Origin of the sequence: Cytobacillus purgationiresistens, from assembly GCF_030813235.1 — a bacterium.
GTDB lineage: Bacteria > Bacillota > Bacilli > Bacillales > Cytobacillaceae > Cytobacillus > Cytobacillus purgationiresistens.
In genome coordinates, this window is sequence record NZ_JAUSUB010000014.1 from 17,363 (window position 1) to 40,803 (window position 23,441).

Below are 23,441 nucleotides of genomic sequence, written 5' to 3' on the forward strand. Positions count from 1 at the left end.
CCCCTTTTCATTGAAAATAAGAGCAATTATAGCATGATTAAATCATCCTTTCTCAAAATTTCGTTAATTCCCAAAACAGTTTTCACAAATAAATTGACCTTCATTATTTAAATACGCCTTTATTTCCGTGAACCCTTTTCGCTTAGGATAACGCATTTTGATATAGACCCATTCATCTTCCTTTATCTCTCTTTTACACACTGTACATTTTGGTTTCAATGAGAACAAATTTAAGTACCTCCACTACCGCTTTTTTTTCGATTTTCCGCTATACAAGTTTCACAGTCACTTTATCTTTTTCAGAAACTGATTATCAATAATTCACAGCGAATATAGAAACGAATCTGCTGAAAATCCTGCTGTATCGATTAGTGACCGGTATACACCTGGTCAGAAGGCAATTCTGATGTAAGAATAAGAGGTATTCAATACACCTCCTTCTTGATGATAAGATATACGAATAATTTGGAAGAAAGTTTCAGTAATCCAAAATGCAGTGAGTGGAAGTTATTTTCCTTTTATCAGGATTGCTCATTAAAAAAGAAGCTTGTTAAGAAAATATGTCTTTTCTCAACAAGCCTCTTTCTCAAATCCTACTTTTTCGTTTTATGTTGGGTGGATGAAATACTCATCGACCCGGTTTCACGATTAGTTGTTCCCTGTCCTTTTACCTCTGGAGAACTTAGACCAGCCTTTGAAGCATCTTTTTTACGTTTTCCCATTTTGACACCTCCCCCAATTAATCTCTCTAGATGCTTGAGATTTTATTCTTGTGAACAATGATTGAATACAAGAATAAATTACATATTATTAGTATAGAGATGGGGATATAATGGCAAAAGGAATCGGTGTTTGTCAATATAGTTGTCGCATTTAGTTACTTTAGTGTTTTAAAAACTTCATCAAACCCCGAGTTCAGTCAAAGCTACTTTCTTTTTTGTTCTCTGAACGGGACTACAATAGAAGTTGCGGATATTTGCGGATATCGTCACACATATGATGGAGTTGTAAGATTATTCAAACGTCTATTTTGAACCTTTGTTTAACTTTCTTCAGCCTTCTTCGTACATAGACATCTAGTTTAACTTTATTCACAACGCCTAGCACCGACATATATGAAATTCTTCGTTTTTTTACACCTATTTCTCTTACACAAAGAAAAACACCTCCAAGTGGCCATCAGGTATTTTTCTACCCAATTTTTACTTGAAGGTGCCAGCTTAACTTTTCATCTATTCATTAAAATAGCCAGTGACTGATTGAATAAATCCCGATTCTGCCTTAATTAGAGCATTAACAGTTCCAGTAATTTTTACTATAATAGATTCTGGATCATTTTTAAATATTTCAATATTCCCTTTGTAATCAGATGAACCCGAATTCAATGTAATTTCTTTTACTGCTGATAAATCCACTCTTACACAAACTGTATTATTTCCTAAGTCCTCCCACTTTTCAGGTGGCCTCTCAGCATACCTTGGCATATCAAATCTAATAGCAACTATCCTTCCCTCGTCATGAATATTAATTTCTGAGATACGGACATCTTCCAATTCGGGAAGCTTATTATATAAATTAACTAAAAAATTATTTCTCTCCAAAGCTTCATACCACATTTCCTCATATCACCCAATACAATCAACGCTTAATCTATCCACCCGAATTTGTACGTTTTGATTATGAAGATATCCATAGTCGAAAAGAAATTCACTATCTACCTCAAATAATATGCCTGCGTCTATATTACCAGTATCAATATTCAAGGTACCTCTAATTAAATACGAAAAATTATCTCCTATCTGTTCAATACCTTTTTCATCTGAATCAATCTTAGAAATTACGAAATCATCAAGTATAGCCAATTCCATTTCAACTAGGTACTGTCCTCCTTGAATTATCTCAAAAGGACGGTTATTGATAAAAGCAACTAATCTTTGTCCATTAATTTCAAGTACAGCTTCTTCTTCAATTAAAGGACTTAATTCTATTAATTTTGCAGTATATTGCATGAAAAGCTACCTCCTTATTCCATAGGGTTAATTGTCTTATCCCGTTTATTGTTATTTAGCAATTTCCATAAATCCTCACCGCGTTTGACATGATACGTTGTAACATCACCATTGGCATTTGTTCCTACAAACTCAAATTTTGCTTCCCCCTTACGAGAGTTACCCATAAACTTCACGTAACCTGTTCGAGTTTCACCTTTATATTGATATCCTACTTTTGTGCAATTGCTCATCACATCCCTAGCACCTTGCATATATTCACCTGCATTATTATAAGCACCATGGAATTCATTGTTTTTCACTGCATGTTTTTCGTAATGAGACTCTAGTAAATCTCTAGAAGCAAAATTCTTATTAGCAAAGTTACCCGTACCCTATGTTGTAATCTTAAAGCTGCTAATAAAAAAACAACCGTTTTGAAACCCTATAAAACTTCTTCCTTCTCTGGTATTATCGGTAATTTGTAGGCTGTTTTGTACTTCATCAACCCGTATACAATATTCACCAGCCTTCTCATAATGCAAACTAATGCTTGCCCCTTCGTCTTCCCTTCTTCAAGTTTGTGAAGGTAGTACGCATGGAACACTGGATTACGTGGTAGTTTACTCCCTTTGCTACTTGCACTTGTTGGACTGCTAGGTTGTAAAATATAGCGTGCAGCGCCCGATTTCCGCGTTTGCTTTTATGCATCTTTCCTTTTCCACCAGAGCCAAAGTAAACAGGCGCAATCCCCGCGAATCGTGCTAATTTATTGGCATTCGGGAAACGTCTTACATCGCCAATTTCCGCAATTAAGGCAGAGGCTGTAACGAGTTCAACCCCTGGCATTGTATTTAATTGAAAGTCTAGTAAGCTCATTAACTCTTTTAATTCTCGTTCCACATAGCCCATTTCCTGCTTTTTAAATAAAACATCCCGGACAATGCTTCTCACTAAAAAGTCTCTTGTTTCTTGGTATTCTTTCTTTGTCAGTCCATCTTCTTCCACTAGCTTCACTATTTCAGTCGCTTTTTTCACAGAACATGTGTTGTGACTCAATTCTAATAAAAAAGTGGTCAATTGCTTGATTGTGACATCTTGTAAACTAGATGGCGATGGGTAACGTTCCCAAAACGCTAATGCCGTTTTTCCATCCACCTCGGAGAAAAACTTTTTGTAGCTTGGGTAATGGTGGTTCAATTGAATGTTCAGTTGGTTCTTTAAAGCACCTTGTGCCTTTACTAATGCATTCCTTCTCGATACTAATTGTTGGAAGTCATCTGGTTTCGCGTCTGGCAAATGGTCCAACTTGTTGACCAATATACGTGCGACACATTCCGCATCCCAATTATCGCTTTTTTGTGTCGTCATATGGCTTTTTCGTTCCGCGTAGGAAAGCGCAGGGTTAACTTCTTTTACAAGTTACCCATGGTCTGCTAGAAACTGCGCCAACGATCGCCCATATCCACCAACATCCCCTAATCCGAATGCAAGGGTCACCCCTTTTTCCGTCCGTTTATCCATCTCTAGTAAAAACTTAGAGAAAACAGACGGTTTATTTTCAAACGTAATTTCACCCAGTTTCTCCTGCCAACAATTAATGATTACTGCCACGTGATGTTGCTTATGTAAGTCCACGCCCACATACAAGTGGTTTTGCTTATCGTGCATATACGCATCCTCCTATTCAATGAAATGAAAATGCCGGCAACCTTAGTTCGAGCGTTCACCTTTCGGTGCGCATTGGTACGAAAGCCTATCCATTTTCATTGTTACACAACAACCTATAAGAAAATGAGCACCATTTTTAAGTCATGTTTGAAATAATTGCTTCATGTTTGCCATTTGCTTGTATGTTTCCACTATGTATAAAGCCCTTGATAAAAGCTTTGTCTGTCTAAAATGCGTTTCACTTGTACTTTTGTAAAAGATTTCCCTAGTGTGGTTGTATACCCTTCGTTATTTAATTCCTCTGCCAACTTAGATAAGGACATACGCTTGTATACTTGTTTCAACGCAAACACTCGTTTCACCACTTCTGCTTGTCCATGATGGATAGTAAGTTCCTTTTCCCCCTTCTGTTTCTGATAGCCAAATGTTGTTCGTCCTCCTGCATAACCACCTTCTTTCGCTTTTTTATTTCTTCCTTTTGTTAGCTTAAGGGCTATCTCAAGCCGTTGGTATTGATCTAAAAATTCCATTAAGCCATTGACCAAAAAGTCGTTTGGGTCTTTCTTATGGATACTGTAAGTAGGCTGTTCAATGCTTTTAATCTCACAACCATATTTCTTTAAATCTCGTTGTATGAGCACCTTGACAATATCCGACCGCCATAATCGGCTTGTATTAAGCACTATCACATAATCAATTGGGACAGACGAAAGGTGAGCCAACATTTCCTGTAAGCCCACCCTGTCTATTTCTAATGCTTCTTCATTTAATTTGGCACCGCTAATTCTTTCATCTCTAAAAATATGTACCAAGTTCCATCCTTGTTCTTCGCAGTATGTTTTCATTTCCTCTTCTTGATATTTTAAGCTATATCCATCTTTGGCTTGCCCTTGAGTCGAGACTCGTATATACCCAACAACGTTCAACTTCTCACCCTCCCGTTACATAAATTTTAATTTTTGTAACGCTTAATAACGAATAGCGAGTATTATACGACCGTCTCTAGTAAAAATACAACCCAAAATATAAAAGCCAAGGCAATATAAGAACACTCTTTCACGATACCCTTTGTTTATCGCCACGAGCTTGTACGATCTCGTTAGTCTGTTAGCCTATGCCATGTCATAACTACCCCTGCCAAGAAAAATGTCATCTCACCCGATTCTCGTTCTTCTCGCCCTATCCAAATAGTAAAACTATAACCCATGAAGGTACAACCTTCATGAGCTTTCTATCTTCAAAAATTCTTTGCTCGTTTTTTCCCACTTGTACGTCTACTTCCCACCATACTCTTTTTATTCACATATTAGATATTTTTAACCATAAACTCTTTTAATCAAAAAAGGGGTGCCCCTAAAAAAGACCTTTGGGACACCCTCATTAAAATATGGTATTACTAGAAAAATACTTTTCTCTTAACACAAACACCTTTTATCTAATTTGTTTACTTATTTCTTCCCAAACTGATTTATCCATTTCCATGTATATTCCAGTTTCTTCAATTTTACTAAAAATATCTTTATGAACGGATATATCCTCTTGTTCAATCACACTACATATTGTTTCTAAAGCTATTCCCCACTCTTCGTGTTCTATAAACTCTAGTATATCCTTTTCATCTTTCAAAGGAAAATTGGTAATATTTTTTACTATTTCTTTTAAAAGATTATTTAACTCCATAATTTACACATCCTTGAATCAATTATTTAATAGGGAATGCAGTAATTATATCTCTTCCATCTGTAATTACCTTTATGTTAATTCCATCTCTAATTCCTGTTACCTCATATCTTTGTATACCCTTGACGATTCTTCCCTTGTTCCAATTTAGTTTAGGGTCAGTAGCAATATCTGAAACATTGTGCATTACCCTGTCTGCATTCCAGTTTTTAGGGAATAGTGTTTTTTTAGGGTCTCCAGTTCCAGGCCATAAATGACCACCACCTGTTTTATCTCCGTAAAGTATATGCTTTGTCCGTTGTTCACTAGCTATATTTACAAAATCACTTTTTACCGTACCCTATGTTGTAATCTTAAAATCTATAAATAAAATAGTCAGCCATTTATAACATTATTAAACTAAATCTTTCTCTTTTATTTCAGGTAATTCATAAGCTGTTTTATGCTTCATCATTCCATATATAATGTTCACTAGTCTTCTCATAATGCACACCAATGCTTGTCCTTTTGTTTTGCCCTCTTTAAGTTTCTTTTGATAGTATGCATGAAACACTGGGTTTTTTCATTATGATAGTCCCCAAACACTTAGCTCATAAAAATATTCCGTTCGTTCAATACACAAACCAAAATTAAAATCTTCTGCAATTAGGATAAAATCTCCATATCCAACTGAAAACTTTGTTAACTCAATAATTTCATTTAAGTGACTAAATACTTCATTAACATTAACCAACACTGCTTCTATTTCATTTTCTCTAAAAAACAATAGTCTTCCTTGTTTTGGGGTTACTTCGATACTATTAATAGTCTCATTTAACAAATGTATAGATTTTTGAATATGTTCTTTATAGTTATCTCCTTGCAATTGAATCTTATTTTCCCTTGTGTTAAGTAACGAAAACACATTCTTAAAAAATAAATCGTTATCTTCAATATCTAAAAATGGTTCCTCTGTAAGATTCATGAAGTTTATTTCTTTTACCAAATTCTTTCTTCTACTTTTTCTTTTTAACAGCTCCATTTTTGTTTTTCTTTCGTCACTCAAATTAAACACCTTTCTCATGGTCGATCCTTCTTTTTATTATCAACAAAATCTTCCGGGGAATGTCTAGGATACTGATTATATCTTCCTTTTTCCAATGGGTTCCCTTCAAATCGTCAGCACCATGAAAGTGAGGACCTCTCCCGAATTTATCCTCTCTGTGCTCTATGATATATTTTTTCTTACCATCTACATCAAATTCATATACTCTTCTATTTTCAGTTGTTCCATCATAAACATCGACAGGTTTCTTGTGCTGAGTAGAGTTAGGTATTCCCGCCCTTCTCTTTGCATCCCTAAATGCTCCATTTTTTGTTAATACCTTATCAATTTCATCCGTACCCTATGTTGTAATCTTAAAAGCTATAAATAAAATAGTCAGCCATTTATAACATTATTAAACTAAATCTTTCTCTTTTATTTCAGGTAATTCATAGGCTGTTTTATGCTTCATCATGCCATAGATAATGTTTACAAGCCTTCTCATAATGCAAACCAATGCTTGTCCTTTTGTTTTACCTTCTTTAAGCTTTCGTTGGTAATAAGCATGAAATACTGGGTTTCTTGGCAGTTTACTTCCTTTTGCTACTTGCACTTGCTGTACGGCTAAGTTATAAAATAAGGCGTGCAGCGTCCTATTTCCCTGTTTGCTTTTTTGTTCCTTACCTTTCCCACCAGAGCCAAAGTAAACAGGCGCAATCCCCGCAAATCGTGCTAATTTGTTGGCATTTGGAAAGCTTCTTACGTCACCTATCTCTGCAATTAAAGCGGAAGCTGTTACGAGGTCAATGCCTGGCATGGAGTCCAGTTGAAAATCTAGTAAGCTCATTAACTCTTTTAATTCTCTTTCCACATAGCTCATTTCCTGCTTTTTAAAAGAAATGTCTCGGAAAATGCTTCTCACTAGGAAGTCACGTGTTTCTTGGTGTTCTTTCTTTGTTAGCCCGTCTGTTTTCACTAGCTCTAGTATCTCATTCGCTTTTTTCACTGAACACGGCATTCTTCATTTAAGGCATTTGCTAACCTGGATAAAGACCATTTCTTATGTAGTTCCTTAAGCTCAAACACCCGTTTAACTGCTTCTGCCTGACTATCATGTATCATTAGTTCTTTTTCACCTTTTTGTTTCATGTAGCCAAATGTTGCCCTTCCTCCTGCATAACCACCTTCCTTCGCTTTTTTATTTCTTCCTTTTGTTAGCTTCAGTGCTATTTCAAGTCGTTGATATTGGTCTAATAACTCCATTAAGCCATTCACCAGAAAGTCGTTCGGGTCTTTCTTATGGATACTATAGAATGGTAGTTCAATACTTTTAATATCACAGCCATATTTCTTCAACTCTCGATGTATCAGCACTTTCACAACATCTGACCGCCATAATCGACTTGTATTGAGCACGACCACATAATCTATTTGGACAGACGAAAGGTGAGCCAACATTTCTTGTAAGCCCACCCTGTCTATTTCTAATGCTTCTTCATTCAGTTTTGCTCCACTAATTCCTTCATCTCTAAAAATATGTAACAAGTTCCAGCCTTGTTCTTTACAATATGCTTTAATTTCAGCTTCCTGATATTTCAAACTGTATCCATCTTTCGCTTGCCCTTGTGTTGAAACTCGTATATACCCAAGAACGTTCAACTTTTCACCCTCCCGTTACATAAATTTTAATTGTTGTAACGCTTTTTAAACGAATAGCGAGTATTATACGACCGTCTCTAGTAAAAATACAACCACAATTTAAAAGTCGATGCCATGTAAAACACTCTTTCACTTTTCCCATTGTTTATCGCCACGAGCTTGTTTAACTATTTAAATATTTTATTGTGCTCTTTATGCGAACCTCTGTTATATAATTCCAATTAGCTGTTACTATCTCTTTCTTCTATGAATTCTAAAAACGAATCTTGTAGTTCTCCTTCTGTATCAATAGAATCCAGCAGTAGTTTTGGTTCTAACGAACAACCTTTTAAAGTTGAGCTTCCATCAATTATTCCTAGCATGTTTGAAATGGTATCAATCATGGTTTGTTCAATTATCGTCATTAAAATATCTTTATTTTCATCAGATAAACTATTGTAAAAACCAGCTTCTTTCCAATAATTATCTGTTTTAGGAGTAACATTCGTTGTCTCATACAAATTTTTGTATAGTTGAAGGTTCTCTTTAACTACAGACTCATAAAGTGACTTAACAAAAATTTCATTCATATTATTTCCTCATTTCTGGATACATTTTTTTATTTAACTCAATTAGTTCTTTTAATTTTGAATTCGGTATGTCATCATTGACTCTTCTAAGTTCCCTAATATCTCTTGCCAATAACTGTCTAGGATTATCTATTCCTTATGTACTTCTTGAAACTATTCCATTAGGCCCTTTTGGTGTGACCCACCTTTGGAACATTTATTGCAGGTGCAGTATTTAAATCATAATTATCTACAAATTTCTTTATTGCTGCCTTCTGTCCTGCGTGATGTGCATCAAGTCCCTCTACTCCTTTAATATCTTTATGAGCTCCAACTTGATATTTACCCGTACCCTATGTTATAATCTTAAAATCTATAAATAAAAAAAGTCAGCCATTTATCACCTTATTAAACTACTTCTTACTCTTTTATATCAGGTAGTTCATAGGCTGTTTTATGCTTCATCATCCCATATACAATATTCAAAAGTCTTCTCTTAATACATGCCAATGCCTGACCTTTTGTTTTGCCTTCTTTTAGTTTCTTTTTGTAATATGCATAGAATTCTGGATTCCGTGACCGTTTACTTCCTTTTGCTACTTGCACTTGCTGAACTGCCAAATTATAAAATAAACCATGTAGCGCCCTATTTCCCTGTTTGCTTTTTTGTTCCTTGCCTTTCCCACCAGAACCAAAGTAAACAGGCGCAATACCCGCAAATCTTGCTAATTTACCAGCATTTAGAAAACGACGTATATCACCTATCTCTGCAATTAATGCAGAGGCTGTAACAAGTTCAATACCTGAGATTGTACCTAATTGAAAGTCTAGTAAACTCATTAACTCTTTTAATTCTTTTTCTACATAGCTTATTTCCTGCTTTTTAAACAAAATGTCTCTGACAATACTTCTAACTAAAAAATCCCGTGTTTCTTGATGTTCTTTCGTTGTGCATCCATCTTCTTTCACCAACTTAACTATCTTATTTTCTTTTTTCATCGAACAGGTATTGTTACTAGCTTTTAATAAAAAATTGGTCAAGTTCTTTGTACTTACACCATCTAAACATGGAGGTGAAGGATATCGCTCCCACAATGCCAATGCTGTTTTCCCGTCCACCTCTGAAAAAAACTTTTTGTAGCTTTCATCCTCTTGATATTTCAAGCTGTATCCATCTCTAGCTTGCCCTTGAGTCGAGACTCGTATATACCCAACAACGTTCAACTTTTTAACCCTCCCGTTACAAAAATTAAAATTTATGTAACGCTTTTTAAACGAATAGCGAGTATTATACGACCGTCTCTAGTAAAAATACAACCTAATATTTTATGAGCAAACACAGAGTACGAACACCTTTTTACTTTACCCATTGTTTATCGCCACGAGCTTTGTCAATCTCGTTAGTTTTTTAGCCATTCCATACAATAACTATCCCTGCCATGTAAAATGTCATCTCGCCTAATTATCGGACTTGTCACATTATCCTAGTATTAAAACCAAACTCCATGATGGTACTACCTTCATGAGCTTTCGATTCTCAAACAAATCATTTTTTTTGTCTCACTCAAATATCAGCTGAATTAATATAAAATAAATTTTAAAAAACCTTGAAAGGCATATAGCCAATCAAGGTCTTTTGCAAGGTAGTCTTTAAACATAATTTTACGTATTCAACTCTACCTCATCCCATGCTTTATCTCCCACTATCCATTCAAAAGCATGATGTCTCCATTGTGCAATAAATTTCATACGATTCATCTCTTCTGAATTTAAATCATTAAAAGCTTTATTATTTACAATAAAATCATCCTGATCATTCTTAAATGCTTGCATGCTATCTATAACCTGCATATATTGTCTCCCAAAAGTAGATACTATTGTCTCCTTTGCAGGCTTTAGGTTAAAAATTGAATTATTTGCTTCTCTTGTTCTCCAATGCCAAAGCATAGATATTTCATTTTGTAGGACTATATCATCAAACACCCTTAAACGACATTTAGTTAAAAGTTTTTCTAATGAATGCGTCCCACCTATCTCTAACAAAGGATGAAAATCCTCCGAAACTAATCTATCATATTCAGATAGTTTATCTACAAGTCCCAGTGACCATAAACAAGGTTCAATTGATTCATATTGAATTTGTTTTGAGAGAATTTCATCTTTATTTCCTTTACCTACTTCTTGCTCAAATAACAATTTTTCATCCAAAGTCAGTGAGGTATTGTAACCTTTATCTTGCAACCATTTATATATAGCTTTCCTCTGCTCGTCTCTTTGTTTTAAGGTGTATACTCTTCCTCCAATTGTCGTTCTTTCTAAGGCACATCTGTCGGAGAGACACAATAATATAATAGCTCTAGTTGCAATTTCTTTAGCATTTTTCATTTTAATTCCTCATCTTCCTTTCTATTTAAATAATCCAAATCCACCTTGACCATTAGGACCAGGATGTAAAATATCTTGCAATAATGGGCTTTGGTGTTGATTTTTAGGAACTAGTCTAACTACACCTGGTGTGTCCGCTGAATGATGCCAAGCCCAATCCTTAGATGGATTCTTCAATGCACTCTTACCACTCTTCATATGTCCCATTACATCATAATCAAAGAAATCGTCTACTGCATTCTTAAATTGAGCGTCATTAGCCATTTGATTATAAAATTCTTTATTAGCTGCATTTCGATGGGCACTTCTTGATGCACCATTACCTATATTTGCCTCATATAAAGTGCTGTATTGTTTCCCATTTCCTATAGAGTTACCCGTACCCTTACCACCATCATCCGCATCGTCCATAATCTGTTTATTTGATGAAGATGGATTACCTGCACTTGATGAACCACCCTTAGGCGAGCCTTTTGATGCCTGGACAATCTTTGCTTTTTCCATCCTGGTAACGACGGTTCGCTTCGGTTTTGGCGCCACCTTTGTTTTCGCCTTTGGTGCGGACTTCACCGATGCCGTCGCTTTCACCTTAGGTGACGTTCGGATCGGTTTGGCTGCCACGGTTTTTGGTTTTTTATTGACTTTGGCGACTACTTTTTTGGCTGGTGCTCTGACTACCTTCGTTGTTTTCTTAACTGCCTTACTTGCTTTATAAGCTTTGGACGTCCCTTTGACTGCCGCTTTGATGGCTTTGGATGCAATGCCTCCGCCCGGGATGAAGTTTTAAGGAACGGATGTCGTCGCCTACGGCAAAGTTGTAGGTTGCCTTGGCGGCTTTTTTGACGCCCTTGCTGAGCTTTTTCAGCCATTTTGGTGCGTAGCCTTCCGGATCGATGTTGTTGACTGGGGCGGATTCCGCGTATAGGTAGCGGTTGAATGAGATTGGGTTGTCGTCTTCCCCTTCGTATTCATCTGCCACTAGGAATCGGCCGATTTTCGCATCGTATTCGCGCCAGCCCATGAAGTAGTGCTTGGTGTCTTCATCATATTGGACGCCGAATTTTCCTACGTAGCGGAAAGGATTGGCTTTGACCACTTCTTTGCCGATGTCGGTTAATCCTTCTGATTTAAGGATATTTCCCCATTCATCGTAGGTGTATTTGGCAATGACGTTCTGATGCTCGTCCGTGATGGCGACAATATCTCCGCGTTGATTATAAACATAGTCATAGCTTTTGTGTTTATATTCAAAGCTTAGGAGCTGGCCGCTTGAATCTATAATGGAAGCTCATTGCGTTAAGATCAATTAGGTTTAGATAGTGGTCTATAACAACTCTTCAGCACAAGAAAAAAACGTTGAAAGGCGTTTAGTACAATCAAGGTTTTAAAAATTACAAGTATATATCATACAAAATAAGATTCTGAGAACTTATCTCACCAAATGATCCTTTCACGTTACCCATTTTTATCATTACAAACTTTGTCATTTTGGTTACTATGTAATGTCATAACCACCCCTGCCATGTAAAATGTCACCTCGTCTAATTATCGTACTTTTCACAATATGCAAACATTAAAACATTTACTCCATGATCGTACTACCTTCATAAGCTCTCGATTCTGAAAAAAATCATCTTCGTTTTGTCTCATTAAAAACCACATGTATCTACTTATTCACTTGCCTTATATACCTGTTTGTTACCACCTTTAGCATTTACGAGCTTTGTCATTCTCGTTTTCAAATATAAATTGAGTAGTAGGGTAATCGTTTATTATCTTAAACACTGGTAACTAATCTCGTAAACCTACTTACTATTTAAAACTGTAAAAGAAATAAAAAACCTTGAAAGGCAATCGCCAATCAAGGTTTATCCATTATTATTTAATAGTATATTTGTCTATCCAATCCTTAATATCTTGTTCTACATGTAAATATTCATCTGGATTAGCTTTTAAGTCCACCCCCGAAACAATTTGAAGGAGCTCCCAAATAATATCATCTGTTATATTTGGTTCATCCTGCATTACATATTCTGAAGCCCAATCCGCAACTTCTTCTCTAGATATTGTTCCTTGTAAAATAAGTTTTAATTTACTAATTATCTCTTCTCTAGTTGGTTGTCTCATTTTCTCACCACTTTCCGATATAATCTCCACTATTATCAAATCTGTAATGAACCTTTGTTCCACCAGTAAATTTAACATCAGGTCTCACTTGTCTAATCGTACCATTATGGTCTACAGTTTCATGCCATGTTCTCTTTAGGCCTGTTGACGGGTTCCATTCTCTTACTACTCGCCGTCCTGCCATTTCCCCAGCTTTTGAAGCTGGAGTTATCTCACCTAATGTTGGGTCAATGCTTAAGGATACAGGGATTCAGCACATAGTGCAGCTCAATTTGATAAATTAAAAACACATTATCAGCAGGCAGAAAAGTATGGTAAGGCAGGAGTAAGAGAACTGTCGGATGGAAGAATAAGATACTACATCTTTTGGCCATTGCAGTTTGCCGTTATCCAAACGTTTATAAAGCATGGCGAAGCCATCACCATCAAAATACAAACATTTATAACGGTCTTTACTCCATCCAGAAAACAAAAAAATGGAGTCGCCATACGGATCCAGTTGAAAAGAATCCTGAATTAGTGTGGCAAGGCAATCGATGCCTTTTCGCATATCGGTCTTCCCACAAATGATGTAGATATTTTCCACACTAGTATAATCGTATTTCACAGATGCTTCATCTCCCTCATAACGGTTTGGATAATGCGCTCATCTACGCCGCCAAAGAAGGATATTTCAGCGTTAGCCGTTTTGATCGTACAAATGCTAGCTAAGGATTCTTTAGAAGAAGAGGATGGTAAAGATTTTTTGTTTTCGGCATGTAATGTAACGGGGACGATGGTTAATTTTTGATGTGGCATAGAAATACACCTCCTTTGATTGATTTAAGTATCATACCAAGAGGTGCTACGTGTTTAATATGCGTTGTTTGATTGGGGGCTTACGTACAATCCCTAACTCTAACTCTTACATAAAAGGCTATTTATTCAGCACTACACTAAAAATGGACGGCTAACATCGAATTAGCCGTCCAATAAATTTTATATAGCTGGATTTGCTTCCATTAATAAATTATCAGGTAAATTTAATTCATCATCTTCTTTCAAAACTCTTGCAGTAGGATTTTCACATTCTATAAATGAAAATGTATAGTGCTCTGTACTATTTGCACTTTTAGCTGTAAACAATATTTCATAATTCCCTTCAGGTATATCAATTGCAACTGTTTCCATTACTGAACCTATCTCTATGCCACCCTTTTCAACTTTGAAAGGAACAACAATCGCTCTTATTGTATCATCAATTTCTATTTTTTTAGTCAACTTCACAATAATCTTACAATCACCATCACTAGATAGCGTCCCAAAGGAAACTGAACCATCTCTCCACGAAAACCCTTGATTTACATGAGTTTCATTCCAATCATTAAAAGGATTATCAAGTCCATACTGAAACAATGCAATCTGTGAATAATATATTTCAGTCACAAAAGAAAACTCACTCATTATATAATCCCTCCATTATCTAAGCCTTACTCTTGTTCCATCTGGATAATTTCTTAACTTATTCCCTAAATAAGCACCTGCACCTCGGTTATCAGATGGACTAACAGGTCTTACACTTGCGCCCATACCACCCTCTTTAAACATTGCTGGTGGGTATTCATCTAAATCCTTCCCTGGAACTTAATCAAGACCGCTTAAGCTATCTTTTCTTCGTAATTTTGCACCTGAACGGTCAATGGTTAATATATCTGGATGATCTGCTTTTCTACCGCTCCGTCCGCTTGGACGAGGGAGAGTATCTGTTCAGCTTTCTTAGTCGAACATGTATTGTTACTTACTTTTAACAGAAATGTGCGTAAATCTTCTACCGTTTCCCCCACCAAATCAGAAGGAGAGGCATACCTTTCCCAAAACGCTAAAGCCGTTTTGCCATCGACTTCTGAAAAGAACTCCTTATAGCTTGGATAATGATAATGTAATTGCAAGTGTAGTTGATTTTTCACTGCTGTTTGAGTTTTTACTATGCACTTCTTCTGCCCACAAGTTGAGCGATAACCCAATGAATATCGGATGTTGTAGCGTCAGGTAAATACGATAGCTTACGACTTAATACGTCCGCCACACATTGAGCGTCCCAACTATCATGCCATAGCCACCCACATCTTCTAATCCAAATACAGGAGTCAATCCTTCTTGTAAAAAGCTATTTACATAGTCTACTAGCAAAGGAAACGCTATTGGTTTATATAAAATGTTCATCTCTCCTAATTTTTCCGACCAACAATTCACGATGACCGCTGTATGTTGAAACTTATGTAAATCTAACCCTACGTAAATATACTTGTCTTTTTTCATCAAGAAAATCTCACTCCTATATTCGTTTGAACGGATAATACAAGACAGAGAATGTCGGCAACCTTAGGTTGAGCATTAGTCCTAACCGACTTGCAAGGATACGAAAGCCTATCCATTCTCTATCTATTAACCGTTATAAAATGGCTTGATGTTTGCCATGTGCTGTTTCTCTCCATAGCGGTATGAACCACTATAAAACGCTTTTCTATCTAAAATCCGTTTAATCTGGACTTTGGTAAACAACTTTCCTTGTTTCGTTTGATGTCCTTCTTTATTCAATTGTTCGGCTATCTTGGTCAAAGACCATAAAGAATACTGTTCCTTCAAGTCAAACACTCGCTGTACGGTCAAGGCAGGGAAAGCGAAGGTATGGCTTTGAAGAATAGAAATGGTGGTAACTGATGATTTTATGATTAATTTCATGAGGTAGAATACATTAAATAGGGCATACGTTTTAAAGGTGTTGTACGTACTTTTTTTTTGGTAAAACATCATATAGGGCTTACAAGGGTTATATCTCTCCTCTAAGTAAAAAGCTATCTATTCGACACTCCGTCACTAATAAAAAACCCTCAAAAGAGAAATATAAAATCTCTTCTGAGGGTTAATACAATTTTACTTTAATCCTATTCTTACTTTACCATCATGAAATATCTCAATAACATATCCTGAGGATGGTGAAAATATCCATGTATCAAAACTTACAGCAGTAACATCATCTATAACTTCAAATACCTTATCTAAATCAGATTGAATTATAGGTAATGTCCCTTCGTCCCAAATTACATATATAGCATTATTGTAATCATCAATGTTTTTGTTTAAAAAGGAAACTATCTCATCAACTGTATTCACTTCAGCATAAAAAACCACATTCTCCCATTCTATACGCCCCCACTCAGTAAATGGATAAGAACTCTCAAAATTGCTTAGTACTTGCTCTTTCTTACTATCAGATAAGATGTGTACATTCTCACCAAGAGCTTCAATACACTCATCAAGCAAACTCATTCAAACTCCCCTTATCTATTCAAATGTTTTAATAAAGATTTAAAGGTGCTTTCGTTACCCTCAAATGGAACAACTATTTTTCGAGCATTAGCCCCTTTACCATTACGAAAATCTTCAATGTTTATATGTGTTCCCTTATTAGGGTCATAATCTAATCGCCATCTTACTTTTCCGTCAGCAGACTGCCTACCAACTACTTTACCATATCCAGCACTTGACTTAAGAGTTCCTGTATATGGCTTTGAATTTGGTCCTAAATCCCCAACTAGGTCTAACGCTTTATTTCTAGCCTGTTCATATGTCTTGACTTTATCTAATACTTGTTCCCCTTTACCTATACCCTATGTTGTAATCTTAAAAGCTGCTAATAAGAAACAACTGTTTTGAAACCCTATAAAACTTCTTCCTTCTCCGGTATTATCGGCAATTCATAGGCTGTTTTGTACTTCATCAATCCGTATATAATATTCACAAGCCTTCTCATAATACAAACTAATGCTTGTCCCTTTGTTTTACCTTCTTCTTGTTTCCTTTGGTAATATTCGTAGAACACTGAATTTCTTGGCAGTTTACTTCCCTTTGCTACTTGCACTTGTTGGACTGCTAGGTTGTAAAATAAAGCGTGTAACGCCCGATTTCCGCGTTTGCTTTTATGCATCTTTCCTTTTCCACCAGAGCCAAAGTATACAGGCGCAATCCCCGCGAATCGTGCTAATTTGTTGGCATTTGGGAAACGCCTAACGTCACCAATCTCCGCAATTAAGGCAGAGGCTGTGACGAGTTCAATCCCTGGCATGGAGTCTAGTTGAAATTCTAGTAAACTCATTAACTCTTTTAATTCTCTTTCCACCTTGCCGATTTCCTGCTTTCCAAATAAAATGTGGCGCACCATGTTTTCTACCAAAAGGTTCTTGTTCCTTGATGTTCTTTTATTGTATTCCCATCCTCTTTTACTAGCTTCAATATTTCATTGGCTTTTTTCACCGAACACGTATTGTTGCTTACTTCTAATAAAAATTTGGTCAATTGCTTTACATTCACACCTTCTAAACAAGACGGTGAAGGATAACGTTCCCAAAACGCCAATGCTGTTTTTCCATCTACCTCTGAAAAAAACTTTTTGTAGCTTGGATAATGGAATGTGCAGTTGGTTCTTTAATGCTACTTGTGCTTTTACTAATGCATTTCTTCTAGTTACTAATTGTTGTATTGACCAAAATAAATCATGTGGTTTAGCGTCTGGCAATTGGTCAAGTTTATTTACCAATATGCGTGCCACACATTCTGCATCCCAGCTATCACTCTTTTGTATGGTCATATGGCTTTTTCGTTCAGCGTATGAAAGAGCTGGGTTTACTTCTTTGACAACCTGTCCATGATCGTTTAAAAACTGTGCTAACGATCGTCAATAGCCACCTACATCTTCTAAACCAAATACTGGTATTAATCCTTCTTCCATCAGTTTATCAATATTCAGTAAAAACGTGGAGAAGGCGGCAGATTTATTTTCAAACTTTAATTCACCTAGTTTCTCTTGCCAACAATTAATAATCACTGCCACATGGTGTTGTTTATGCAAGTCCACTCCAACATACAAGTGTTTCTGTTTTTCATGCATTTTCTCATCCCCTATTCAATTAAATGAAAATGCCGGCAACCTTAGTTCGAGCTTTCACCATCCGGTGCGCATTGGTACGAAAGCCTATCCATTTTCAACCTTACAGAAGAACTTATAAGAAAAAGAGTCCCTTTTATAGGTAACCTTTTAAATTATTGCTTCATGTTCCCCATTTGCTTGTATTTGTCCGTATGTATATATCCCTTGATAAAAATTTTCTCGGTCTAAAATACGTTTCACTTGTACTTTTGTAAATGCTTTACCTTGCGTTGTTTGATAACCTTCATCATTTTATGCTTCTGCCAACCTAGACAGTGACCATTTCTTATGTAGTTGTTTAAGCTCAAATAATCTTTTTACCGCCTTTGCTTGATAGTTATGAATCATTAGTTCCTTTTCACCTTTTTGCTTCTGATAGCCAAAAAGGTTACCCTTCCTCCTGCATACCCACCTTCCTTTGCTTTTTTATTTCTCCCTTTCGTTAGCTTGAGGGCAATTTCAAGCCGTTGGTATTGGTCTAATAACTCCATTAACCCGTTGACCAAAAAGTCGTTGGGGTCTTTCTTGTGGATACTGTAAAATGGTTGTTCAATACTTTTAATATCACAGCCATATTTCTTCAGCTCTCTTTGAATCAGCACTTTCACAATATCTGACCTCCATATTCGACTTGTATTGAGCACCACCACATAATCAATTTGGACAGACGAAAGGTGAGCCAACATCTCCTGTAAGCCCACCCTGTCAATCGTTCTTGTTCAGTTCTTCCAAGCATTATTACATACTCCATGATGGTTGTACCTTCATGAGTTATGAATTTCACTTAAGCATTATTCAATGTCTGCCAAACATACAACTTTTCCTTTTATTGATTCATTCATTTTCTTATGTACAAGTGTATTTCCTTATTTATCACAACGAGCTTTGTCATTCTCGTGTTTAAATTTAAATCGAGTAGTAATTTTGGTAGTTATATTTAAATCTCACTGCAACCAATCTCGAAATTCTCCTAACCATCATAAGTTTTTAATTCTAAAGTCATATTGTTTTTAAACATAAAGTTCTTAAAGTGAAAAAACCTTGAAAGGCATATAGCCAATCAAGGTTTTCCAATTCATTATTCATATAGTTTTCCAACATAAAAAATAGTTGCAATATAATTCCAGTCTATATCTTTAGGGATTGGGAGATTATTATTTTCATAATATCCCTCCATGTCTTCTACCCATGATTTTACTCCTTGCAGAAAGCTCTCGATATCATTATTCTCCCATTCGTCGGGTTTTAGTTTAAAATCTGTTGTTAACGAAGAAATAAATTGTGTAAATTGTTCCTTATTATTTACTTGTTGTAATTCTTTATATAATTCCATGTTTACCTCCTATTTAATAAAAGTACTCGTTCCATCTTCTAGCTTTAATCTTATTGAAGTTCCATTTGTTTTAGTAGTCATTTTCCACATCTGACTATTAACCATCTCTTTTGTAGCCCAATTGACTGGTATTTCTTTAATATCTGCCAATTTAAATGCAGCTAATCTTCGATGGTCTAAAGTCCATACTTTACCTGCATCATCTTTCCAAACATTAATTGTTTTTAAATCTGTTGGTGAAAGAGTCCCTGCTTTTAATGCATCTGCATTTCCTAAGACTGTATAATTACCAGTTTTATTTTTAATAGAATTTGAAAATGAATGTCTTTAGGATTTAGAGTATTACCCGTACCCTATGTTGTAATCTTAAAAGCTAAAAATAAAAAAGTCAGCCAATTATAACCATATTAAACTATTTCATTCTCTTTTATTTCAGGTAGTTTATAAACTGTTTTGTGCTTCATCATCCTATAAACAATGTTCACAAGCCTTCTCATAATGCAAACCAATTCTTGCCCCTTTGTTTTGCCTTCTTTTAGCTTCCGTTGATAGTATACATAAAACACTGGGTTCCTAGGCAACTTACTTCCTTTTGCTACTTGCACTTGTTGGACAGCCAAGTTGTAAAATATAGCGTGCAGCGCCCGATTGCCTTGTTTGCTTTTTTGTTCCTTACCTTTCCCACCAGAGCCAAAGTAAACAGGTGCAATCCCCGCAAATCGTGCTAATTTATTGGCATTTGTAAAACGGCGTACGTCACCTATCTCTGCAATTAAAGCAGAAGCCGTCACAAGGTCAATCCCTGGCTTGGAGTCTAGTTGAAAGTCTAGTAAGCTCATTAACTCTTTTAATTCTCTTTCCACCATCCCAATTTCCTGCTTTCCAAATAAAATATGACGTACAATGCTTTCAACCAAAAAGTTTCTTGTCTCCTGATGTTCTTTTGTTGTACCCCCATCCTCTTTCACTAGCTTCCAAATTTCATTCGCTTTTTTCACCGAACAAGTATTGTTGCTCACATCTAATAAAAAGGTAGTCAACTGTTTTATACTCACACCTTCTAAACAAGATGGAGACGGGTAACGTTCCCAAAATGCCAATGCAGTTTTTCCATCCACCTCTGAGAAAAACTTCTTATAGCTTGAATAATGGTGGTTCAATTGAATGTGCAGTTGGTTCTTCAAAGCACCTTGTGCCTTTACTAATGCATTTCTTCTAGTAACCAATTGTTGTATGGACCAAAATAAATCATTTGGTTTTGCGTCTGGCAATTGGCCGAGTTTGTTCACTAATATACGTGCTACACATTCCGCATCCCAGCTATTCTTTTAAAATGTTATATGATATTTCCTTCGCTGCAATTATGCATCCAAAATTACTTGGATAATCTTCAGGTGTAAATTTAAAAATATAATGTAAATACTCAACCTGAAACTTTTCGCTAATTTCTCTTTCAGCCTCTCCTTCTAGTATATTTAAGATTGTCTCTTTCGTGTCTGTTTTCCACATCATTGGGAGGGATACAAAAAATATATCTTTAAATTTTATTTCAATATCTGGATAACTTAAACTTAATCCACCATGTAAAGACAGTTCGCCGTCAAGATATTGTTTTATTTCAAAATCAAACCATAAACCACTTTTTATAAAATCATTAATTTCTTGGACAACTAGCTTTACTTCTTCTATATCCATCTTTACACCTACTTTAATTGTATATGAGTAGCTTTTGCAGCAGCATCATTACCAGACTTCAAAACACTTGAATGATACCATTTCCCATCACTACCTAAATACTCCCATCCGTATCCTTGATTAGAGCCAGGATTCGTTCCCTGTTGTCTTCTAGCTACTCTATAAATACTCCCTGTTTTATCATAACGAGGGTCAGCAGGATGTGCCCTTACTTCAAAATTAAAACCATCTTCGGACCACTTTTCTTTAAAGCTGCTTGGAGCCTTATCTAAGTTTTGTCTTTTTAAAGCTGCATTAAGGTAATCGTTTGGGTTATTTGAATTAATTATTTTTGATACATTACCCGTACCCTTACCCGCAAACAAGTGAAGATCCAATTTCATAAAAAGTTGGGTTTAGGTTCAATATTAGAACTATCCACAGAACCACTTGATACAATCTTTTTATCCTTAGTAACATCGCTCTTCTCTACCCGAGTCCAAGTAACGCCCCTAGTCGGCTTCGGTGCCACCTTTGTTTTGCCTTTGGTGCGGACTTCACCGATGCCGCCACTTTCACCTTAGCCCTGCTCTCCACCTTTGGTGACGTTCGAATCGGTTTGGCTGCGACGGTTTTTGGTTTTTTATTGATTTTGGCGACTGCTTTTTTGGCTAGTGCTTTAACTACCTTCGTTGTTTTCTTTACTGCTTTGCTTGCTTTTACCGCTTTGGATGTCCCTTTGACTGCCGCTTTAATCGCTTTGGATGCAATGCCTCCACCCGAGATGAAGTTGGATGCGATGCTGATGGTGGCTCCGGCTTTTTGGTACCATTTTGTTTTCTTGCTTTTTAAGGTGCGGATTTCGTCGCCTACGGCAAAGTTGTAGGTTGCCTTGGCGGCTTTTTTGACGCCTTTGCCGAGTTTTTTGAGCCATTTTGGTGCGTAGCCGCCCAAATCCTACATTAAGTAATTAATTCCATTTTTTTAATCTAGTGATAACACTTCTAAACCTGCACAGTAAAACTTAATAATGTTGTTCTCATAATCTTCTACTAAATATTTTTTATTTTTTTCAAAACCATTATTACTTAAATCAATAATTCTAAAACCCATTAATTGGTTATAATTGTTTCCAAACCCTAATAAATCAAGAGAAGAAACATCACTAAACTTCATTTTCAAAGTAATCTTTCTTGTATCCACTTCTAATAGAAAGTCTATTTCTAAGAATGATACTTGGTCATAATAAGAATTATAACCAATATAATAATGGAAATCCGTAATATACTTTACGTTTGTTAATTTGAAATTAGGTATTTTCTTTTCTAATTCTGTTCCTTTATACCACTCTTTCATTATTACTTTCACCTCCAAAAATTATATCTAAACTCCTTCCCCTTCACAGGATGGTATCCAGGCCCATATTTATATTCATGTAAATGTGGAACTGAGTGGTCTTTTGGCATACTGTGGTCTGAATGGTCAATCCGATATTTCTGTCTACCAAAATCATCATATATAACGGTTGATTTTTCTGTTTTACCATTATAGTCCCTGTAATGGATTATATTTGAACCTGGAGTAGCATTTTGTGGTGCTTTCTTTTTCCAATATTCATCAGGTACAAATGGTTCTTTTGCTATATCTTTACCCTTAGCACTTACATCCTCTACACCATCAGCCACCTGTGTACTCTGTGATTGTGGTTTAGACGGAGCCGGCTTGCCAACAGATGTGCCACTCGTAGATTTACTTACACTGGCACTTTTAACCTTTTCAACCCTGATAACAACCGTACCCCTACTCGGCTTCAAGTGCCACCTTTGTTTTCGCCTTTGGTGCGGACTTCACCGATGCCGCCACTTTCACCTTAGCCTTACTCTCCACCTTAGGTGACGTTCGAATCGGTTTGGCTGCGACGGTTTTTGGTTTTTTGTTGATTTTGGCGACTACTTTTTTTGCTGGTGCTTTGACTACTTTGGTTGTTTTCTTAACTGCCTTACTTGCTTTAAAGGCTTTGGATGTTCCTTTGACTGCCGCTTTAATCGCTTTGGATGCAATGCCTCCGCCCGGGATGAAGTTGGATGCGATGCGGATGGCGGCTCCGGCTTTTTGGTACCATTTTGTTTTCTTGCTTTTTAAGGTGCGGATGTCGTCGCCTACGGCAAAGTTATAGGTTGCCTTGGCGGCTTTTTTGACGCCTTTGCCGAGCTTTTTCAGCCATTTTGGTGCGTAGCTGTCCGGGTCGATGTTGTTGACTGGGTCCGATTCGGCATACAGATAGCGGTTGAATGAGATTGGGTTGTCGTCTTTCCCTTCGTATTCATTTGCGACTAGGAAACGGCCGATTTTCGCATCGTATTCCCGCCAGCCCATGAAGTAGAGC

General features: G+C 36.4%; 29 protein-coding genes and 11 pseudogenes. All 40 read right to left on the reverse strand.

Going from position 1 to position 23,441, the window contains the following annotated elements; all coding sequences use genetic code 11:
* Positions 1-63: 63 nt before the first annotated feature.
* The gene (locus tag J2S17_RS15470) at positions 64-228 is read right to left on the reverse strand and encodes a Fe3+ hydroxamate ABC transporter substrate-binding protein (protein ID WP_307476359.1); all 165 of its coding nucleotides are present in this window, start codon (positions 226-228) and stop codon (positions 64-66) included.
* 365 nt (positions 229-593) lie between these two features.
* Positions 594-722: a YuzL family protein gene (locus tag J2S17_RS15475; RefSeq protein ID WP_307476361.1), complete on the reverse strand. Its 129-nt coding sequence runs from the start codon at positions 720-722 to the stop codon at positions 594-596.
* A 510-nt stretch (positions 723-1,232) separates the two neighbouring features.
* Positions 1,233-1,616, reverse strand: a complete 384-nt coding sequence (locus tag J2S17_RS15480; RefSeq protein WP_307476363.1) for an Imm50 family immunity protein — start codon at positions 1,614-1,616, stop codon at positions 1,233-1,235.
* Between the two features lie 9 nt (positions 1,617-1,625).
* On the reverse strand, positions 1,626-2,009 hold the full coding sequence (locus tag J2S17_RS15485) for a UCP019853 family protein (protein WP_307476365.1): 384 nt from the start codon (positions 2,007-2,009) through the stop codon (positions 1,626-1,628).
* Between the two features lie 14 nt (positions 2,010-2,023).
* On the reverse strand, positions 2,024-2,311 hold the full coding sequence (locus tag J2S17_RS15490) for a hypothetical protein (RefSeq protein ID WP_307476367.1): 288 nt from the start codon (positions 2,309-2,311) through the stop codon (positions 2,024-2,026).
* 122 nt (positions 2,312-2,433) lie between these two features.
* Positions 2,434-3,659: pseudogene (locus tag J2S17_RS15495) on the reverse strand (IS110 family RNA-guided transposase).
* 136 nt (positions 3,660-3,795) lie between these two features.
* A pseudogene (locus tag J2S17_RS15500) lies at positions 3,796-4,585 on the reverse strand (recombinase family protein).
* 505 nt (positions 4,586-5,090) lie between these two features.
* Positions 5,091-5,339: a MafI family immunity protein gene (locus J2S17_RS15505; protein WP_307476369.1), complete on the reverse strand. Its 249-nt coding sequence runs from the start codon at positions 5,337-5,339 to the stop codon at positions 5,091-5,093.
* A 22-nt stretch (positions 5,340-5,361) separates the two neighbouring features.
* On the reverse strand, positions 5,362-5,652 hold the full coding sequence (locus J2S17_RS15510) for an EndoU domain-containing protein (RefSeq protein ID WP_307476592.1): 291 nt from the start codon (positions 5,650-5,652) through the stop codon (positions 5,362-5,364).
* 81 nt (positions 5,653-5,733) lie between these two features.
* A pseudogene (locus tag J2S17_RS15515) lies at positions 5,734-5,901 on the reverse strand (IS110 family RNA-guided transposase); the annotation flags it as partial.
* 3 nt (positions 5,902-5,904) lie between these two features.
* Positions 5,905-6,402: a YxiF family protein gene (locus tag J2S17_RS15520; protein ID WP_307476371.1), complete on the reverse strand. Its 498-nt coding sequence runs from the start codon at positions 6,400-6,402 to the stop codon at positions 5,905-5,907.
* Positions 6,386-6,712 (reverse strand): HNH/endonuclease VII fold putative polymorphic toxin, encoded by a 327-nt coding sequence (locus J2S17_RS15525; protein WP_307476594.1) that lies wholly within the window; start codon positions 6,710-6,712, stop codon positions 6,386-6,388. The genes J2S17_RS15520 and J2S17_RS15525 overlap by 17 nt, the downstream gene beginning before the upstream one ends.
* 66 nt (positions 6,713-6,778) lie before the next feature.
* A pseudogene (locus tag J2S17_RS15530) lies at positions 6,779-7,375 on the reverse strand (transposase); the annotation flags it as partial.
* Positions 7,366-8,022, reverse strand: coding sequence for a recombinase family protein (locus J2S17_RS15535; protein WP_307476373.1), 657 nt, complete (start codon positions 8,020-8,022; stop codon positions 7,366-7,368). The pseudogene J2S17_RS15530 and the gene J2S17_RS15535, both read right to left, overlap by 10 nt.
* Before the next feature lie 221 nt (positions 8,023-8,243).
* Positions 8,244-8,591, reverse strand: coding sequence for a transposase (locus tag J2S17_RS15540; RefSeq protein ID WP_307476375.1), 348 nt, complete (start codon positions 8,589-8,591; stop codon positions 8,244-8,246).
* A 399-nt stretch (positions 8,592-8,990) separates the two neighbouring features.
* Positions 8,991-9,713 (reverse strand): annotated as a pseudogene (locus J2S17_RS15545) (transposase); the annotation flags it as partial.
* Positions 9,714-10,232: 519 nt separating this feature from the next.
* Entirely contained in the window at positions 10,233-10,955 is a 723-nt protein-coding gene (locus J2S17_RS15550) for a DUF4272 domain-containing protein (protein WP_307476377.1), read from the reverse strand.
* Positions 10,956-10,976: 21 nt separating this feature from the next.
* Positions 10,977-11,576 carry a hypothetical protein gene (locus J2S17_RS15555; protein WP_307476378.1) on the reverse strand — a complete coding sequence of 200 codons (600 nt, stop codon included), beginning with the start codon at positions 11,574-11,576 and terminating at the stop codon, positions 10,977-10,979.
* A gap of 88 nt (positions 11,577-11,664) precedes the next feature.
* The gene (locus J2S17_RS15560; RefSeq protein WP_307476596.1) at positions 11,665-12,237 is read right to left on the reverse strand and encodes an RHS repeat domain-containing protein; all 573 of its coding nucleotides are present in this window, start codon (positions 12,235-12,237) and stop codon (positions 11,665-11,667) included.
* A gap of 596 nt (positions 12,238-12,833) precedes the next feature.
* Positions 12,834-13,082, reverse strand: coding sequence for a YxzC family protein (locus tag J2S17_RS15565; protein ID WP_307476380.1), 249 nt, complete (start codon positions 13,080-13,082; stop codon positions 12,834-12,836).
* 4 nt (positions 13,083-13,086) lie between these two features.
* Entirely contained in the window at positions 13,087-13,266 is a 180-nt protein-coding gene (locus J2S17_RS15570; RefSeq protein ID WP_307476382.1) for a citrate synthase, read from the reverse strand.
* Between the two features lie 96 nt (positions 13,267-13,362).
* The gene (gene tnpB / locus J2S17_RS15575) at positions 13,363-13,689 is read right to left on the reverse strand and encodes an IS66 family insertion sequence element accessory protein TnpB (RefSeq protein WP_307476384.1); all 327 of its coding nucleotides are present in this window, start codon (positions 13,687-13,689) and stop codon (positions 13,363-13,365) included.
* Positions 13,686-13,880 carry a hypothetical protein gene (locus tag J2S17_RS15580; RefSeq protein ID WP_307476385.1) on the reverse strand — a complete coding sequence of 65 codons (195 nt, stop codon included), beginning with the start codon at positions 13,878-13,880 and terminating at the stop codon, positions 13,686-13,688. Before J2S17_RS15580 ends, tnpB begins: the two co-directional genes overlap by 4 nt.
* 180 nt (positions 13,881-14,060) lie before the next feature.
* The gene (gene comJ / locus J2S17_RS15585; protein ID WP_307476387.1) at positions 14,061-14,525 is read right to left on the reverse strand and encodes a competence protein ComJ; all 465 of its coding nucleotides are present in this window, start codon (positions 14,523-14,525) and stop codon (positions 14,061-14,063) included.
* Between the two features lie 15 nt (positions 14,526-14,540).
* Positions 14,541-14,681 (reverse strand): annotated as a pseudogene (locus J2S17_RS29035) (hypothetical protein); the annotation flags it as partial.
* Between the two features lie 101 nt (positions 14,682-14,782).
* Positions 14,783-15,380: pseudogene (locus tag J2S17_RS15595) on the reverse strand (IS110 family transposase); the annotation flags it as partial.
* A gap of 126 nt (positions 15,381-15,506) precedes the next feature.
* Complete coding sequence (locus tag J2S17_RS28895; RefSeq protein ID WP_370875036.1) at positions 15,507-15,872, reverse strand: recombinase family protein; 366 nt, start codon at positions 15,870-15,872, stop codon at positions 15,507-15,509.
* A gap of 123 nt (positions 15,873-15,995) precedes the next feature.
* On the reverse strand, positions 15,996-16,391 hold the full coding sequence (locus tag J2S17_RS15605) for a CDI toxin immunity protein (protein ID WP_307476389.1): 396 nt from the start codon (positions 16,389-16,391) through the stop codon (positions 15,996-15,998).
* A gap of 11 nt (positions 16,392-16,402) precedes the next feature.
* Positions 16,403-16,720, reverse strand: a pseudogene (locus tag J2S17_RS15610) (T7SS effector LXG polymorphic toxin); the annotation flags it as partial.
* 62 nt (positions 16,721-16,782) lie between these two features.
* A pseudogene (locus tag J2S17_RS15615) lies at positions 16,783-18,009 on the reverse strand (IS110 family RNA-guided transposase).
* Positions 18,010-18,156: 147 nt separating this feature from the next.
* Positions 18,157-18,734 (reverse strand): annotated as a pseudogene (locus J2S17_RS15620) (recombinase family protein).
* Positions 18,735-19,126: 392 nt separating this feature from the next.
* Positions 19,127-19,381 (reverse strand): DUF7660 family protein, encoded by a 255-nt coding sequence (locus J2S17_RS15625; RefSeq protein WP_307476391.1) that lies wholly within the window; start codon positions 19,379-19,381, stop codon positions 19,127-19,129.
* Positions 19,382-19,390: 9 nt separating this feature from the next.
* Positions 19,391-19,531 (reverse strand): hypothetical protein, encoded by a 141-nt coding sequence (locus J2S17_RS15630; protein ID WP_307476393.1) that lies wholly within the window; start codon positions 19,529-19,531, stop codon positions 19,391-19,393.
* 257 nt (positions 19,532-19,788) lie between these two features.
* A pseudogene (locus tag J2S17_RS15635) lies at positions 19,789-20,706 on the reverse strand (transposase); the annotation flags it as partial.
* Complete coding sequence (locus tag J2S17_RS15640) at positions 20,702-21,076, reverse strand: hypothetical protein (protein WP_307476396.1); 375 nt, start codon at positions 21,074-21,076, stop codon at positions 20,702-20,704. The gene J2S17_RS15640 and the pseudogene J2S17_RS15635, both read right to left, overlap by 5 nt.
* Positions 21,077-21,084: 8 nt before the next feature.
* Positions 21,085-21,459, reverse strand: a complete 375-nt coding sequence (locus tag J2S17_RS15645; RefSeq protein WP_307476398.1) for a hypothetical protein — start codon at positions 21,457-21,459, stop codon at positions 21,085-21,087.
* Between the two features lie 85 nt (positions 21,460-21,544).
* Positions 21,545-22,009, reverse strand: coding sequence for a hypothetical protein (locus J2S17_RS15650; RefSeq protein ID WP_307476400.1), 465 nt, complete (start codon positions 22,007-22,009; stop codon positions 21,545-21,547).
* A 30-nt stretch (positions 22,010-22,039) separates the two neighbouring features.
* A complete protein-coding gene (locus J2S17_RS15655) occupies positions 22,040-22,411 on the reverse strand; it encodes a hypothetical protein (RefSeq protein WP_307476402.1) in 372 nt (123 codons plus the stop codon).
* 8 nt (positions 22,412-22,419) lie between these two features.
* A complete protein-coding gene (locus J2S17_RS15660) occupies positions 22,420-22,869 on the reverse strand; it encodes a hypothetical protein (RefSeq protein WP_307476404.1) in 450 nt (149 codons plus the stop codon).
* Positions 22,856-23,431, reverse strand: a complete 576-nt coding sequence (locus J2S17_RS15665; RefSeq protein WP_307476406.1) for a hypothetical protein — start codon at positions 23,429-23,431, stop codon at positions 22,856-22,858. Before J2S17_RS15665 ends, J2S17_RS15660 begins: the two co-directional genes overlap by 14 nt.
* Positions 23,432-23,441 lie beyond the last annotated feature (10 nt).